This window comes from Maritimibacter sp. UBA3975 (genome assembly GCF_002384975.1).
GTDB lineage: Bacteria > Pseudomonadota > Alphaproteobacteria > Rhodobacterales > Rhodobacteraceae > Maritimibacter.
Genome location: NZ_DGCP01000001.1, coordinates 1 through 16,736, shown reverse-complemented (window position 1 = coordinate 16,736; position 16,736 = coordinate 1). Strand labels below are relative to the sequence as shown.

Annotated in this window: 10 protein-coding genes; all 10 read right to left on the bottom strand. The window is 62.9% G+C overall.

The window, feature by feature from the left end; translation table 11 throughout:
• Window positions 1-22: 22 nt before the first annotated feature.
• A complete protein-coding gene (locus tag B2585_RS00050; RefSeq protein ID WP_292018952.1) occupies window positions 23-1,951 on the bottom strand; it encodes an alpha/beta hydrolase in 1,929 nt (642 codons plus the stop codon).
• 87 nt (window positions 1,952-2,038) lie between these two features.
• Window positions 2,039-3,064 (bottom strand): alpha/beta hydrolase, encoded by a 1,026-nt coding sequence (locus B2585_RS00045; RefSeq protein WP_292018951.1) that lies wholly within the window; start codon window positions 3,062-3,064, stop codon window positions 2,039-2,041.
• A 355-nt stretch (window positions 3,065-3,419) separates the two neighbouring features.
• The gene (locus B2585_RS00040) at window positions 3,420-4,142 is read right to left on the bottom strand and encodes a cysteine hydrolase family protein (protein WP_292018949.1); all 723 of its coding nucleotides are present in this window, start codon (window positions 4,140-4,142) and stop codon (window positions 3,420-3,422) included.
• 63 nt (window positions 4,143-4,205) lie between these two features.
• Window positions 4,206-4,595: a VOC family protein gene (locus tag B2585_RS00035; RefSeq protein WP_292018948.1), complete on the bottom strand. Its 390-nt coding sequence runs from the start codon at window positions 4,593-4,595 to the stop codon at window positions 4,206-4,208.
• Window positions 4,596-4,602: 7 nt separating this feature from the next.
• The gene (locus tag B2585_RS00030) at window positions 4,603-5,592 is read right to left on the bottom strand and encodes an isopenicillin N synthase family dioxygenase (protein ID WP_292018947.1); all 990 of its coding nucleotides are present in this window, start codon (window positions 5,590-5,592) and stop codon (window positions 4,603-4,605) included.
• 36 nt (window positions 5,593-5,628) lie between these two features.
• Window positions 5,629-6,516, bottom strand: coding sequence for an ABC transporter permease (locus B2585_RS00025; protein WP_292018946.1), 888 nt, complete (start codon window positions 6,514-6,516; stop codon window positions 5,629-5,631).
• Window positions 6,516-7,634, bottom strand: coding sequence for an ABC transporter permease (locus tag B2585_RS00020; protein WP_292018945.1), 1,119 nt, complete (start codon window positions 7,632-7,634; stop codon window positions 6,516-6,518). The genes B2585_RS00025 and B2585_RS00020 overlap by 1 nt, the downstream gene beginning before the upstream one ends.
• Window positions 7,621-9,114: an ABC transporter ATP-binding protein gene (locus tag B2585_RS00015; RefSeq protein ID WP_292018943.1), complete on the bottom strand. Its 1,494-nt coding sequence runs from the start codon at window positions 9,112-9,114 to the stop codon at window positions 7,621-7,623. The genes B2585_RS00020 and B2585_RS00015 overlap by 14 nt, the downstream gene beginning before the upstream one ends.
• Before the next feature lies 1 nt (window position 9,115).
• Complete coding sequence (locus B2585_RS00010) at window positions 9,116-10,207, bottom strand: BMP family ABC transporter substrate-binding protein (RefSeq protein WP_292018942.1); 1,092 nt, start codon at window positions 10,205-10,207, stop codon at window positions 9,116-9,118.
• Window positions 10,208-11,046: 839 nt separating this feature from the next.
• Window positions 11,047-16,736 (bottom strand): Ig-like domain-containing protein (locus tag B2585_RS00005; protein WP_292018941.1); only part of this gene is annotated, 5,690 nt, incomplete at its 5' end.

Sequence of the window (16,736 nt, the reverse complement as noted above, 5' to 3'; positions counted from 1 at the left end):
ATCGCCATTTGAAAAACCTCTACTACCTCCCCGAAGCCATTGGGACATAGAAGGTGGGCCGCAACCCTTGGATACAGGCGTCGTTCACGGGCTCGCCGGGGCTCTCCAGGAATCCCGCCGCAATATCCCGGGCGCATTGGGAAAACTGAATCACCGTGTGGCCTGCCTCCGGAAACAGAAGCGCTTGAGCGTTGGGCAAGGTACGGGACACCATCTTGGCAGCGTCCGGGTTGGTCGCGGTGTCCTTCATCCCTGACATCGCCAGAACCGGCAGGTCGCTCTCCACTGGTTCGTGGTATCCCTCGCGCGGGTGATGTTCGAACAGGTCGCAAAAGCCGTAGAGCGGCCCGACATCCTCGCGTTCGTAGGCGTCGACCAACGGAAACCGGTAGTCTGCTGCGACCGCGTCGTAGCCTTCCCGCGAGTTGAACGGAAAGTCTTCCTGGCAGGCGATGAAGCCCAGCGTCAGCATCATCCGCGCGCCCGAGGTCAGCCGCGCGGAATCGTGTCGCGCCCTCTGGAAGAAGGCCGTGACATCGTCGTCGTCCATCGCCGCGACAAGGCCCAGCAGTCGGGCGCGCGCTACGTCAGGCACATGGGTCCGCACGAAGGTCTCGATGTCGGTGCGGGACGGGTCACGGGCGATGAAGCCGACGTAGTCGCGCATCATCGCCATCAAGTCGTCGGCCTCCATTGTCCGGGAAACTTCGGTGAGCGCACCGTCAAGCATCTGCTCGGTCCCCGCCGCGCCGGCGGGAGAAAGATCTTCGGCGAGCGCCGACAACAGATTACCGGTCGTGGTCTCGAGACCGCGCAGCTGTTCGGCTTGCTGCAGGATGGCAGCAGCCAGCGTCGCGTCAATCCGGTCGAGACCGTCGCCATATTGCGCCACGATCGCGGCGGGCGAGGAGGCGCTCATGAAGCCACCCGAGGTCAGGCGCTCCAGCGTCGCAGTCTCCCCTCGACTCAGCTCCGTCAGTATCTGAGGCATGTAAGCGGTATAAGCCGCATTGGTGTGGTTGCTCTGCTCCAGCAGCTGCGAGATGAGCCTCGGGCCGATCTTGCCTCCGCCGAGAGAGACCGGTGTTTCGGCCAGCCGGTCGCCCGCATCGTTCACTGTCGCCTCCAGGTCGGGATAGGCCGCCGCGCAGCCCGCGTCCTCGGCGCAGAGGTCGACAATCCACCCCAGGGCCTGGTCGATCGGCACTCCGTTGGTGTCGTAAGCGGGATTGTCCACCCGGCTTATGCTGTCGATCACCACGCTGCGAAGACCTTCCGGCGCCGTGCGCATCAATTCCTGCGCCAGCTTGGTGCCGTAGGACACGCCAAAGGCGTTGTAGATCGGGTAGCCCAGCGTCTGCATGATGGCGCGCACGTCCTTGGCGCTCTGGGTCGTGTTGTACAGGCTGACGTCGACACCGGACTCCATGGTTTCTGCCATGCATGTCGCGAGAGGCCCCCCGGGCGAAAACATCTCGGCGGGGTTCGGCCGCGCGAAGTCCATGAAGTCGTCCGCGAACTCGTTGTAGCAGGCGACCGTTCGGTCCGAGAGACCCGAGGCGCGCTGGTCGAAGAACACAAGGTCACGCCGGTCGCGCAGGAAATCGAAAATCCCCGCGTTGAACTGGATGTCCTGAACGGCATTGCCGCCCGGGCCCCCATGCAGGTAGACGACCGGATCCTCCGCCGGCGCTTTGGATCGCGCCTTGAGCACCGCAAAGGCGATCGGAACCGTGTTGCCGTCCTCGACATCATGATCCTCCGGTACATCGATACGACCGCAGATCACCGTGTGTCCCTCGACTTCCAGCGGGCCCAGCGGACGCGTGCAGTTCTCGATGGAGACCGGATACCGGTTGTCGTGCCCACCCTCCCGCAATGTGTCGAATTCGGGGTTCGGCTCTGCCGACAGCAAGGAGATAACGGTAGCGATGATCTGGTCGGGCGTCATTGAGGCCTCCTCGTCGGATCGGTTGATATGGGGGGACGCGGTCTACTGTTGTCGCGGTCTCGGCAGAGACAGATGTCCAAGTGCTTCTTACTGCGCGACATAGCCACTCCACGACTCGATCGCTGACTGAAACGGCAGCGTGTCGTAATCCGCCTGCGAACAGCCGATATCCGGCTCGCGCGAAGGGTCGTCCAGAAATGTTGCCGCGATTGCTCCGTCGCAGCCGTTGACACTACGCGCCGCCATGACGTGCCCTTCGCTCGGCCATGTCACGTTATGACTGTTCGGCAGAGTTCGTGCCGCGACAAGGCCGAAGGGATAGGCTGTGTGCGTGTCGAGCCCTTCCAGGAAGAGAAGCGCCGGCGTGTCGCTGTCCACCGGGCTCATCATCTCGTCTTTGGTGAACGGCGCGGGAAAGAACCGGCAGAAGAGAGTTATGTTCTCGTAGTCCTGAATCCCGAATGTCAGAGGACCGGGATAGGGCGAAGCGTCGAAATAGGCCTGCGCCTCGTCGACGGGCGTGAAGCCAATGTCCTCGGCGCAGTTGATGTTGTAGAGAACGGCGAGTGAAACGGTAGTCCGTTCGGAGCCACCCGACATCGACCTGGCCAAGTCATGGATCGCCCACATCGTTTCGCGCACCTGAGACAGGTCGAATCCCGCACCCTGATAACTGGCGGCGCAAGTCAAGAGAGTCAGAACGTCTGCGCGCGCGCCCTCGGCGATGTCTTCGAGCTGCTCTATGCCGACGCTTGTCCGGTCATAATAGAGTTCCCCAACAACGCCGACGGCCGCGTTGAAAGGCCCGCAGGCCAGTAACGTGGAATACCCGGTGCCGCGCTGATCGTAGAAGATCACGTCACGACGCTTCCGGGTTGCGGTCATGTTCAAGCTGACGATCGCATTTCTGGAAATTTTGTGCAGAGCCGAGCCGCCCGGCCCGCCTGACAGGTAGACCATCGGGTCCGGCGCTGGAGACAAAGGCGTCGACCGCAGCCCGAGATAGACCAGTTCGATCACACGCCTGGCCGGATCGGCGTGATTGAGCGGAACCAGGATGACGCCGCAACCATAGGTCTCTCCTTCGGCCTCGCCCTCGTAGGTGAGCGCCACGGGACAGGGAGCCGGTTCGACAGATCCCACGCCCTGAGCTGAAGCCGAGGCGGAAAACAACGCGAAACCGACAATGCAGACGATTGCTGAAAGGGGAGAATAAGACATGATGGGACCTCCGGATCGGAGATGAGACCAAAATCCTGACAGCCCGTCAGACACGATTAGAAAAGCATACATTGTAACGGGGAGTTGGCGCTATCCTCTTTCCGAATTCTTGACCCTTCTCGGGAAAACCTGCCCGCCTGTTCGTTGGTCAGTCGAACAAGGTAACTCACGTCACCGCTGGGTTCTGGAGCCATGAATCCCGCCGCTCGTGGAGATCAATCCACCCAAAGCCGAGCTTCTGAAAAATTCAGGCAACCGGCATTTCGGGTGTTGGGGCAGCGCTTTCCATATGGTCATCCTTCCAAGTCGACAAGACTTCTGCGCTGTCCAAGACGACACCGAGATGGAGCGAAACCATCTTTAGAGCTGCATCTTCCATCTCTGAATTGGAGCCCGCGACAAGGTCTTTTGCGACACAAACCCGGTAGCCCAGGTTGGAGGCGTCGAACGCTGCGTTCAGGACGCAACAATCCGTCATACCTCCGTTCAAGACCACTCGCTTGATCCCCATGGACCGTAAAAGGAAGTCGAGGTCCGTTGCAAAGAAAGGCGAAAGGCGACGTTTGGTGAGCACTTTCAGATCGTCGTTCAAGACTTCGGTACAGAATTCCGTCCACCGGGACCCTTCAATCGCGTGCTCTGAAATGCCCGGAAGCGGGTCGGCGTAGTACTGGACCAGGGTGCGCCAGGCTGCGGGATGCTTTCCCTTGAGATCGTCCTCGCCCGTCGGCCTCAGGGTCGAGCGGACGTGAATGATCGGGACTCCCATCGCGCGTGCCGCACGGTGGAAGACATTGACGGGCTCGATGATGGCGCGACCGCGGGGTGCGGGGCATGGGCACATCGGATCTTCGGACAAGTGTCCCTCGTGCATGTCGATGGAAATCACCGCGGTATCTGGGCGGTCGACCCATTCGCAGAAGACGTCGTCCGGGAGGTCCGTTTCGGCCCCGTTCACATATGCTTTCATGGCGTTCCCTCGCTGAGGTTCCGCGCGGCGCGTCACCGCGCGGAACCGGTTTTCAAGTGGGATTTACGGCGTGGTGCAGGCAAGCCGGATCGCGTTGCCGTCCGGGTCGCGCAGGACGGCCATGTACCAGTTGTAGTAGGTCATGAACTGCTCCTGCACGATGGTCCCGCCGCGTGCGAGAGCCTTTTCCAGACAGCTGTCCAGCGCATCCTTCGTTTCGCATTTGAATGTGAAGGCCGTCTGGTCGTGTTCGCCCGGCATCCGCTGGTCGAGCCCTAGCATCTCATAGGCGGCGATGGCCGAGAAACCGACCATCACCTCACCCGCCATGTAGCCTCGGAACACGTCGGAGCGGAGGTCTACGACCTCCGGCAGTTCGAAGACGTCGCGATAGAACTCGGACAGCGCGATGAACTCTTCCGAGAACAGGCTGACCTGCATCAATAGGTTCATGCCACCCTCACGCCGCTGCCACGCCGAAGGACTTTTCGAACTGCGCGCGCAGATGCTCACCGGCCGTCATGGGCGGGTATTTCGCCTCGCCGTCATGCTCAAGGATCGTTGGCGCGATCTCGACCTTGTAGAAGTATTCCGGGTCCACGAAAGTCGGGCAGGAATAGCGCGTCTTGTCCGAGTGGTTGTTCAGCACGCGGTGCATCGTCGCTTTGTAACGATCGTTTGTGATGACGGGGAACATCTCACCAAGGTTCACGACATAGGTGCCCGGAATCGGCGGTGCGGCGATCCAGTCTCCATTGGCATTGCGCACCTCCAGTCCACCGATGTTATCCTGAAGCAAGAGCGTGAGCAGGCCCCAGTCCGAATGCGCGCCGGCGCCCAGCTGGTTCTCAGCCGCGTCTTTCGGCATCGGCGGGTACTTGAGGATACGGCAATAATGCAGCGGCTCTTCGAGACCGGCGGCGAAGTAATCTTCCGGCAGCTCGAGCGACAACGCGACGATCCCCGCAAGATGGCGACCCAGTTCGATCACGCGTTGCGCGTAGGCCTCGTATTTCACTTCGAATTCCGGAAACACCTCGGTCGGCCACTGGTTCAGACCGGTGCCGGGCACGTTCAGCTTGGTGTAGCGGTGGTTTTCATCCGCATTGACCGAGGACATGAACCCCTCTTTCAGGTCGGGCGGCGACCCTTCGTCGAGGGTCTGGGCCGCCATTGGCTCGTACCCACGGGTGCTGGCCTCGTGAACGGAGTCGAGCTTCATCTTCTCTTCAAGCGGCAGGTCGAAGAACTGCGCGGCGAGGTCGAGCTGGGCGTCCATCACCTCCTGTGCGATCCCGTGGTTCTTGATGTAGAAGAAGCCGGGGTCGATGCAGGCCTTCTGGATTTCCCAGGCCACTTTCTTGCGCTTGTCGAGGTCGTCCGAAAAGCTGTCGGTCAGATCAATGACGGGAACTTCCGTCGCGGCTTTGGGTGGTTCGTACAGGATCATATCGAGGTCCCTTTCAGGTTGGTTTGGCTTGGGCGCTTAGTCGCGCTCTTCTCGTATGTGATGACGGCCGAGGGCCGCCGGTTGAGACCAGATGTCGGAGCCGCGTTTCGCCGACCAAGCCATGACGGCGAGGGTCGCGAGGTAAGGAGACATCTGGAGAAAGTATTGCGGCACGGCGAAACCGGCGGCGTTGACGCGGGGGATGAGCGCCTCGATGCAGCCGAAGAGGACGGCCCCTGCCAGTGCGCGCCACGGGTGCCAACGGGCAAAGATGACGAGCGCAATGGCGATCCAGCCCCGGCCGCCGACCACACCGTCGACCCAGACCTTTGACACCGCGACGGTCAGATACCCGCCAGCGAGCCCCATCAGGGCTGCGCCGATCACAACGGCGGCCAGACGCGTCGCGGTCACGTCGATCCCGGCGGCATCGGCAGCCCCGGGGTTTTCACCCACCGACCGAAGCGACAGGCCGAAGCGGGTCGCGCCAAGCACCCAGACCGTGCCGAGGCACAGGACCGGCGTCACGAAAACGAGGAGGTCCTGCCGGAGCGCGATGGGACCGAGGCCCGCGAAGCTGCGGTTTGTCCAACCCTGTTGCGTCGCGATATAGCTGGTGAGGGCCTGCGCGAAGAACACGATCGCGAGGCCCGAGATCACATGGTTCACCCGCAGGCTGACGGCGAGAGCTGCGAACAGGAGTCCCATCGCCGCCCCCGATACCGTGGCGCCTGCGAGGGCGACCAGCGGCTCCGCCCCGGTCAGGCTGAGGCCAGCACCGGCCAGCGCCCCGGCGAGCATGAACCCTTCCGCCCCGAGGTTGAGCACCCCGGCGCGTTCGGAAAAGATCAGGCCCAAGGCCGCCAGCGCAAAGGGCACGGCGAAACCCGGAATGTTGATGATCCAGTTGGCAAGGAACTCCATCAGGCCGCGCTCCTCCAGTGCATTTTGTAGGTGAGGAAAAACTCGGACCCTGCGACGCAGATGATGAACAGCGCCTGCGTGAGCCGGACGACCGAGAACGGTGTGCCGAAGAAGACCTGAAGGCTCTGACCGAGTTGTACGAGCACGGCCATGAAGAAGGCGGTGATGACCACCCCCACCGGATGGTTGCGCCCGATGAAGGCGATGAGCACACCGTTGAAAAGGTAGCCGACGTGAAAATCCTGCGTCATGCGCCCCTCGATCCCCGCCGAGATGACGAAGCCGGTCAGCCCGCCGATGGCGCCCGATCCAAGGATCGCGGCGAGGGACAGGCCCACGACCGGCAGCCCCATCGCGCGCGCCATGTCGCGGTTGTTAGACAGGAAATCGAGGAAGTAGCCGAACCGGCTGGCCGAATAGACCCACCACAGGACGAGCGACAGAAAGCCCACGATGGGCAGCGCCCAGGTCAGGTTCTGCCAGCCCAGCGGAGGCAGGCGTTCGAAGTCCTGGTATTGCTCGGAATGCGGGAATGAACTGACCGGATCCTTCCATCCGCCGTAGAGCAGATGCAGGAGCAGGTTGAAGGCCACGTAGTTCAAGAGCAGCGTTGTGATTACCTCGTTCACCCCGAGGCGGCTCTTGAGCATCGCGGGACCGGCGATCCAGGCCATGCCACCGAGGGCAGCCGCCATCGCCATGAGCGGCAGGCGTAGGGCCTCGGGCCCGATGTCGAAGATCGCGACGGCGGTGGCGAAGATCGCGCCGAGGATCATCTGACCCTCAAGCCCGATGTTCCAGAAGTTCGCCCTGAAGGCGATGGCGGTGGCAAGACCTGCCACGACGAGCGGGGCCATCTGGGCCAGCACCGAGCCGAGCGCGCGGGGCGAGGAAAAGACGGTCGTCGCGATTTCGCGAAACAGGTCAGAGGGCGGGACGCCCGACAGCGCGAGCAACGCCACGGACAGAAGCGCGGCAAGCAGCAGGCTGACGGCATAGACCCCGATCCTGAATCCGTCGCTCACGTCCCGGCGCGGCTCTAGGATGGGAACCAGCCTCAGGGACCGGCGCTTGGACTTTGCGGTCGCATCCTCGCTCATGCCTTCAGTGATCGCCATGTGACACCATCGCTTCGCCGATTTCCGCGCGGGTGACCGGCGCGGTGAACTCTCCCGCCAGCCGCCCGTCGCTGAGCACGCCGATCCGGTCGGAGAGGAGCAGGATTTCATCGAGGTCCTCAGAGATGAGGATGACCGCCGCGCCCGCGTCGCGTGCCTCGCGCAGCCGGTCGTGAACGGCGGCCCCCGCGCGCACATCGAGCCCGCGCGACGGCGAATGGGCGAGAACGACGCGGGTCTCGCCCTGAAACTCGCGCGCGATGACCAGTTTCTGGGCATTACCGCCGGACAAGAGCCCCGCGCGTTGACCCATGCTGCGCACGCCCTGCACGTCGAAGTCACCGATCGCGGTTTTCGCGTCGGCCCGCGCCCGCGCCCGGTCCACGCGCAACCAGGAGCCGTAGCGCCCGGCGAGTACTCCGCTGACCGCGAAGTTGTCGGCAACGCCGATCCGGCTGGCCAGCCCGTAGCGGTAGCGATCCACCGGGATCACGGCGAAACCGTCGCGCCGCCGCTGCCGCGCGTCGTTGCGCGTGATGTTGTGGCCGTCGTACCAGACCGTCCCGCCCGTTGGAGCGGCGAGACCCGAGAGGACATCGGCCAGTTCGGACTGCCCGTTCCCGGCGACTCCGGCGAAGCCGTAGATCTCGCCCGCCCGGACCTCGAAATCCAGACCGGTCAGACCCTTGCGCCCTGCCGTGCCGGGCAGTTCGACGTTGTTCATCCATAACAACCGCTCGCCGATGGTTTCGGACGGCTGAGGCTGTTCCACGATCTGTTCCCCGACGATGAGGGTCGTGAGGCGCGCAGGGTCCATCCGCTCTGGCGTGGTTTCGGCAATGACGCGCCCCTGCCGCAACACGGTGATCCGGTCGGAGTGGTTGAGAGCCTCGTGCAGCTTGTGGGTAACGAGGACCACGGCCGCCCCGTCGTCGGCGAGGCTGCGGATCAACTCCATCAACGCGAGCCCTTCCTGCGGGGCGAGGACGGCGGTGGGCTCATCCAGAATGACGATCTTGGCGCCCGCGACGAGCACCTTGAGAATTTCGAGCCGCTGCTGTTCGGCCACCGGCAAGGCCCCTGCGCGCGCGTTCAGGTCCAGTTCGAACCCCATCCGTGTCGCGAAGGTGCGGGCCTGTTCGGCGATCTCGGCCGTGGGGCGGCCCGGATTGAACAGCTTGATGTTGTCGAGCACGGAAAAGGCGGGGACCAGTTTGAAATGCTGGTGCACCATGCCGACGCCACGGTCGACCGCCTCGCGGGTGCCCGAGAGGGCCACCGGTGCGCCATCGAAGGCAAGCGTGCCCTCGTCCGGGGCATAGAGACCGCAGGCGACATTCATCAGCGTCGATTTCCCGGCCCCGTTCTCACCGAGGAGCGCGTGGACTTCGCCACGGCGTATCCGGAAATCGACGTCTTCGAGGGCTGCGAAGCCCCCGAAGCGTTTCGTTACCGCGTTGAGCGCAAGTGCTTCCGACAAGCTATTCGCCCCCGGTTACGCCCTGCACGAACCAGTCCATCGCCCAGAGATCGGCGTCCGACAGGACCTCGCCGTCCGGGACGCGCATCTCGCCGGAGCGGTCGCTGAGCGGGCCTGCGAAAATCTGGAGCTCGCCCGACATGATCGCGTCGCGCGCTTCCATGACCTCGGCTTTCAGGTCCTCGCTCACGGCGTCGCCGGTGACCGAGACATCGGTGCCGCCCTCAGCGATGCCGAGAAACGCGCCGTAGGGGGCCGGTTCCCATTCGCCCGCGGAGGCCTTGGTGATTTCGGGCTCCAGGAATTTCTCCCACGTCCAGACCGACGAACACTGCGTCGCTTCGGAAAACTCGCTGAGATCGCGGTGGTGGCCGGTGCCGTAGATGCCTGCTTCGGCGGCGACGATCTGCGGCGTGGCGGTGTCGACATGTTGGCCGACCACTTCAACGCCCTGTTCAAGAAGCGCCTCGGTCGCGGCGCGTTCCTTGACCGGATCACCCCAGGTGCCGGTGAACACGACGGTCAATTCCGCGTCCGGATTCACGGCGCGGGCGCCCATTAGATAGGCGTTGATCGTCCAGTTCACGAGCGGGAACGGGTTGGCGGCGACGAAGCCAAGCTTGCCGTTTTCCGCGAGACCGCCGGCGACCATGCCGCACAGGTACTGGCTTTCATAGGTACGCCCGTAGACGGATTTCAGGTTGTCGCTGTTGGTGATGCCGGCGGGATTGATGAAGATCACGTCCGGATACTCTTCCGCGAGTTCCTTGAACGTGTCTGAATACCCGAATGCCGATCCGATCACGATGTTGGCGCCGCGGTCGATGAAGAGCTCGGCCGCAGGCCGGATCGCGGTCGCGCTTTCGGGGATTTCGGCGGCTTGCGGGATGCGCAGACCCAGGCCGCCCTCGAGCTTGACGCGCGCCTCGTCGATCGATTGCGACCAGCCGCCGTCATTGGTTGGTCCGTAAAGGATCACGGCTGGTTTCGGATCGCCCACGGCGGCGAACTCGGCAACCGCAGGCTGCGCGAGCGTGGACACAGCAACTGCCGAGAAGACGGCGCCGCTGAGAAATTGGCTGAGTGAGTTCATGACAGAGTCCCTTTGACTTCCTCTTGGGCGGCGATCCCGACGACACACCACGACGAGCTTTCGAGGCGCATCGAAGACCAGTCCCACCCATGTTCCAAAGGGTCACTCCGGCCCCGGACTTTCGTCAAAGACAGGGCTGGGAATGAACGACGGAAAAGCCATTTTTTTTCAGATGGTCAAATTTCCGGCGTTTCTGGCTTTCAGTCTGCGTCAGTCGCAGCAGTTTCTGGACGAATGTTCATCGTGGACGTTTGATCGTTACAGCACATTCCCGCACCCAAAACCGCGACTGTACTGCCGTCCTCCGCGTCGATTTGCGAGCATCTGATCCGCCCGGAAACCGAGCGAGACGGAACCATGCATTGAACGTAGGACCGTGTTCTCGGTGGTGGCCCAGAACGTGACCCGAATTTTCAAAGGGGTTTCCTAGCGCTGGCAGATTAAGGGCAACCAGTGTCATCCAGGGCAGTATCGGGGCCCTTTATTGCGCGCACAGACCGCGCCATTCGGTCAGAGCGCCGGAATCGGAACATTGCCAATTCCGCAACTTGACGGTCATGATCGACTGTGGCCCGCCCACTTTGCGCATTGCCCTTATTAGGCTTGCAGGGCGGCCTTCCTCGAGCAGGTCTTCGACACTCCATTAGGAGAGCGGGATCCGAAGGTTCAGAAGCACCGCCAACCGATGATTTCATGAAGAATCGGAATGGAGTTGGATTGGGCATGGTCGAACGCTGGCGAAGGCCCTGCCCCGCCCAAAGCCAAGTTCCTATGGCAAACCGCCGACGGTCAGTCTCGCCGGCACTCGCCGCCAAGGCTCTTGTGGCTGGCTCCTGAAGTCAAAGCAGGACCGCATCAGGAAGCGCACCCGCGATTTCCAGAGACGTTTCGAGCGTCAGATCTGAGACGTTATCCTCGTCCGTATCGAAATGCGCCTGCACGAGCAGTTCGTTCATGTCGCCATAGATGGAGTCGAGCCCACTCAAACCTGGCAGATCAAGTGTACGACCGAAGGGCGAGGTACTGAAGCTCACGTCCGTGAAGGATTGCGCGCCGACTTGCGATCCGGCCGAGTTGAACACGAACACGTCCGCGCCGATCAGGGCAGCGTCTGGCTGCGCCCCTGCGAGAAGTGCGGCATCGAGATCAACGAAATTCGTGGTGAATACCCCGCCGCCAGTGTTGTCGACGGCGTCGAGCGCATCCTGCCGCAGCGCATTGGGGTTCGCGTTGATCCCCACCGCTGCCATCGTGACTCCGTCTGCGGTCAACTGGTCCGTCACTGCCCGGATCGGCGCGAACGGATCTGGCTCGGTATCCGAAAGCCTGTCCGCAGGGTCGCCGTCGGTGACGAAATATAGGTATTTCGACGAAGACACCGCCCCGTTGTCCACTTCGAGCTGGTCGAATGTCGCGCCGGCCTCTTCCAGCGCCGGAATGTAATTCGTGCCGCCGTTCCCATTGAGCATCGAAAGCGACTGCTTGAAGACCTCGGCATCGCTCGGCCCACCGCTCGGGTCGTCACTCGCGTCCAATGTGACCGTGAGTGCTGTGGACGGGCTACTGCTGAATGGCAGCAGCGTGAGCGTGACAGTGCCATTGGAAAATCCCTCCGCCACGATCGCATCGACAAGGTTGCTGACGGCAAGGATTTCGGCGTCGAGGACGGTGTCTGCCACAAGGTCTCCGTTCTGATCCCCCACGCCGGCGATAAGGGAAGATCCGGTGAATTCCGTGGAACCCGACCGATCGATCACGAAGATCACGTCGATCAACCCATCGACAGGGTCACCGATGGATACGTCTACGGTCGCATCCGCGCTGCCGTCGTTCGTCCTTTCCGGCCCGGTAACCTGTAACGTCAGCGCCTGACCCACGAGGCCGGTGCCCGTATCGGTCGCGGTCTGAGTTCCGGGGTCGAACGCGACATCGCCGGTGACATCGAACGTGGCGGTCGCCGTTTCGGTAAACAGGCCGTCCGTCACCGAGTAATCGACGCTCACCTGCGCGGTCTGGCCGAGGTCCAGCCCCTCAAAGGGCGCGCCGGGAGTGAACAAGAGCTGATTGCCCGAGATCGACACGCTCCCCGCGCTGGGTTGGGTCACGCCGACGATGGTGAGCGGGTCGTTGTTCGCGTCACTGTCATTCGCCAAGACGTCGAAGGATTCTGGACCGGCCGTGTTCGTCAGGCTGAACAGGTCGTCCACCAGGATCGGGGCCTCTGCCGGTTCGAAGAATGGATCGGAGAAGGCCGGGTCGCGCCCGGTGATCTGGATCGTCGGCGTCGCGCTCGCCATTCCGCCGTCGGCATCCGTGACGGTATAGTTGAAGGTATCAAGCGCCGTCTCACCATCGCCCAAATGGTTGAACGCAGCCAGCGGGCTGTAGTCGAACGTGCCGTCCCCGTTGTTGACGACGCTCCCTTGCGTTGTGATGTCGTCCACCGTGAATGTCAGGTCGCCTGGCACATCTTCCACATCCGACGCGTTCGCGATCAGCGTGATCGGAGCCGGTGGCACTGTTGTGACCCGCTCCCCTTCGATCACCGCACGGGTTATGAGGCTGTCAGGCGCGTCCGAGCCGAGGTCGAGGCGGCGCGCATCGAGCTGGTAACTGACGCTCCGGTCGTTCGTCGCGGGCAGGTCGAGGATTTCGAACCTCAGGTCGAAGTTCGAATCCGCCCCGGTGCCGGTGAACACCGAGCCGCTGGTATCCACGGTCCCTGAATAGCCGCTTGCGCTCCAGTGCGTTGCATCGACCGCCGTCATCACCCCGCCCACGAGCGCAAAGGCCTGCGCCGTGAACTGGCTCTGACCGCCGGTGTCGACACCCGAGTCCATCAGGACGATGTAGCCGTCCTGGAATGTGCCGTAGGTCTGGTGAATCTCGGTCGCCGTTCCCGTCGTGCCGGGCGTACGCGCCCCGCCGATGAAGAGCCCGCCATCTTCAAGCAGGAAGTAGCTCGTCAGATCCGTCGTCACCGGCCCGGAAATCAGCGGCTGGGCCGACCCTGAGCTGACCTGCGACCCCTCGGTTATGCTGCCGGAAATGTCGTTTGCCGTGGGCAGGTCATTGACCGGCTCCACGTTCACATCGACAGTCTGTGTGACGGCCCCGCCCTCACCATCGGTAATTGTGTAGGTGAAGCTGTCCGAGCCGAAGAAATCTGAATCCGGGGTATAAACGATCCGATCATTCGACGGATCCGCATCGCCCTGGTCGTCCAGATCGACAGTGCCATTCGCGCCCTGCGTGAAGCCGTCCAGGGCGACGGGATCTCCGTCCACGTCGCTTGCCGCACTCAGGACGTCCAGCGTCACCGGCGTATCCTCGGTCGTCGTGGCGCTGGTGACCCCTGGCTCCGGCGCGTCATTCACCGCGCCGATCCTGTAAGTCTCGGACGCCGAGGCGGACGCCGTATCGCCGTTGGTCGCTTCTTGCGACGTGGCGGTGGCGTTCAGGGTGAAGGTGCCGTTCCAATCGGCGGGCGGCGTCATGGCGAGGGTGGATAGATCCTCGTCTTCGGCATTTCCGATCAGCCATGTACCGCCGGGCCCGGCGGACCCTTTGTTGAACGTGGCCCCCGCCGGGAAACCGTCGAGGGTCAGCGTGAGCGTTTCCGACCCGTCGAGATCGGAAAGCGCCGCCGTGACGTCTATTGCCAGTGGCGTATCCTCGTAGCCATTCACCGGCCGCAAAAGCTCGGTCCTGGTGTACTGGACGTCCGTCGCGCTTCCGAAATTCGCGCCCCATGTGGTGATAAGGGACCCATCTGCAAGCTGCGCCATTCCATCGCCGAGGAAAGCGAACTCATTTCCATTTGCGATGTTGTCGATGCGCACTTGCGGGCCGACCTTGGCGCCAGTCGCATCGAAGCGCTGACCATAGATGCCGTTGCTGGCGGAAGACCCGGCGACGAGGGATGTCCAACTCACCATGAACCCACCATCGTCGAGACCGATTACCGTCGGCGAATACTGCTGGCCTGCCGTTACGGAATTGACCACCTGTGTCGCGCCAACCTGGGTGCCGGACGTGTCGAAACGAGCCGCGAGAATGTCGAGATCGCCACCGCTGCCGACCGCCTCCCACGTCAAGACGAAAGTACCGTCTTCAAGTCCCGCTACGTCGTTCCCTCGCGCGGTGGTTAGGCTGCCGCCCTGTGCGGTTGCAAAGCCGACCGTCGTGTCCGTGACGAGGTTACTTTCCCTCACAATGGCGTAGGTCGCGTAGCCGCTGGTGCCCGGCGTGTTGAAAGAAACGACATAACCGCCCTCTACAGCGTCGACATCCTGCGGAGTGATAATACTGGCTGTCGTGTAGATCGCGGTCAGCCCGTTTTGCGCCACCCCGGCCTCGTCGAAGCGTTGGGCATAGAGCGCCCAGCCCGACGGCGCCAGCGGAGCCACGAAGGTGACGACGAAACCGCCGTCGTCCAACTCGGCGATCTCGACGCCCGAGGCAGGCAGGGAACCCGAGGTGTAGAGCGTCTGGGTCGAAACCCCGCCGCCAGAGGTCTCCATGCGGACATGGATGCCGTCGGTCGAGGCGCTCGAGGACTCCGCCCAGCCAAACACCTTCGTCCCATTCGAAAGCTGGACGGTGTCGTGGCCCACTTGTAGCGGGCCATAGGACGGGTACGCGAATTGGGGTGGTATGAGCGTAAAGGGCGTCACGGCGACACCGTCGGCGCTGTATTCCTGCGTGTAGAGGTAGACCGGGGTCGAATTCGAAATCGTCGGCGTCGTGGTCCATGTCAGCATGAAGCCACCGTCCTTCAGTGCGGTCACGTCCGCACCAGACTGGAAACCCAAGAGCCCGATGTCAGCTGTCTTGTCCCCGAAGCCTGGCCATGCGCTCGGGGTCAGGTCGTTTAGGACGGGCGGCAGGCCAATACTGACGGTTGGCGTATCTGCGACCGCTTCCACATCGACCGAGACCGTGGCCGTGGACGTAAACTGCCCGTCAGAAATCGTGTAAGTGAAGCTGTCAGTCCCAGCGTAGTCCGCATCCGGCGTATAGACGATCTCGTCATCCGCCGTGGTCGCAGTGCCCTTGTCGTCGATCACGACACTGCCGTTGCTCGCCGCGCCAACGCTGACCAACGAAATGGGATCGCCTTGATCGTCTGAATCGTTACCGCGCGGGTCGAAGCTTACGCTTGCGTCTTCATTTACCGAGATCGCATCATCGACGGCATTGGGCGCCGTATCGTCACTGCTGCCCTGAATGTCGATGGTCAGGACGGCGGTATCGGTGCCGCCCAGGCCATCGGACACGGTGTAGGTGAACGTCTCGACGCCCACCTCGCCCGCGTCCAGCGCGTCCGTATCAGGGTCCAGATCGTCGAGGTCGTAGGTCCACGTTCCGTCCGCATCCATCAGGAGCGCGCCATAGCTGCCGAGGATCACCTGCGTCGCCCCCGACGAGACGGGCATGGCCGACCCTGGCGCCCCCGTGCCTGAATCCGCGAAGGTCACGACCAGCGGGCCGGTCGCGTCCACATCGCTGTCATTGGTCAGGACATTGCCGGTGGCGATGTCGTCACCGGGCTCTGTGACTCCTGCTTCGATGACCGGATCGCCAGCGTTGGAATCGTCCGCTGCGACCGGCGCGTCGTTCTCGCCCACCACCTCGACCGTCACAGTCGCCGTATCTGTCGCCCCGGCACCATCAGCAATTGTGTAGGTAAAGCTGTCTTCGATCGTTTCGCCGTCCAGCAACCCCTCAAAGGCCCCGTTGGGATCATAGCTGATCTGCCCGGTCGCGGCCGAGACGAGCGTGATGACTGCGCCAGACGCCAGAACCTGTGTCGTGCCCGTCGCACCGTTCAGGGCGACGACGTTGAAAGCGTCGCCGTCCGGGTCGCTGTCCGCATCGGGATCGCCCGGCCGGAATACATCCGCCACGAACCCCTCGGATTCCGCCGTTGTATAGGCATCGTCCACCGCATTGGGCGCATCGTTCTCGCCGAACACCTCGACCGAGATCGACCCGCTGTCGGTCCCGCCATTTCCGTCGGAAATCGTGTAGGTCAGGATCGTGCCGGCAAAGCTCTCGCCCGCGCCGAGGCCGTCGAATTGCCCGTTGCCGTTCAGAACGAAGGTCCCGTCAGCCTCAAGCCGCACGGTTTGCCCGGACAGGATGATCAGCTCCTGCCCGACCTGCGATGCAAGCCCGTTGACGGCGACCACCTCAAGCGTATCCGAAGTGTCCGGGTCGCTATCGGCGCCTGACCCGTTGTCGGCCAAGACGTTTCCACCAAGGCCTGCCTGGCCACCGGTGAACGCATCGTCCTGCGCGTCGGGCGCGTCGTTCGCACCGGTCACGGTGATTGACACGGTCGCTGTGTCCTGCCCCCCGTTGCCGTCCGTGATGGCATAGCTGAACGTATCAACAAGGCTCTCACCCAAGGCCAGGGCGTTCGCCGCCGCGTCGGGCGTATAGAATATGCCGCCCCCGTTCAGAACCACCGTGCCAGTCGTTCCCGTCGTGTCGAGCGACAGGTGTCTGCCGTCAGCACCCTTGG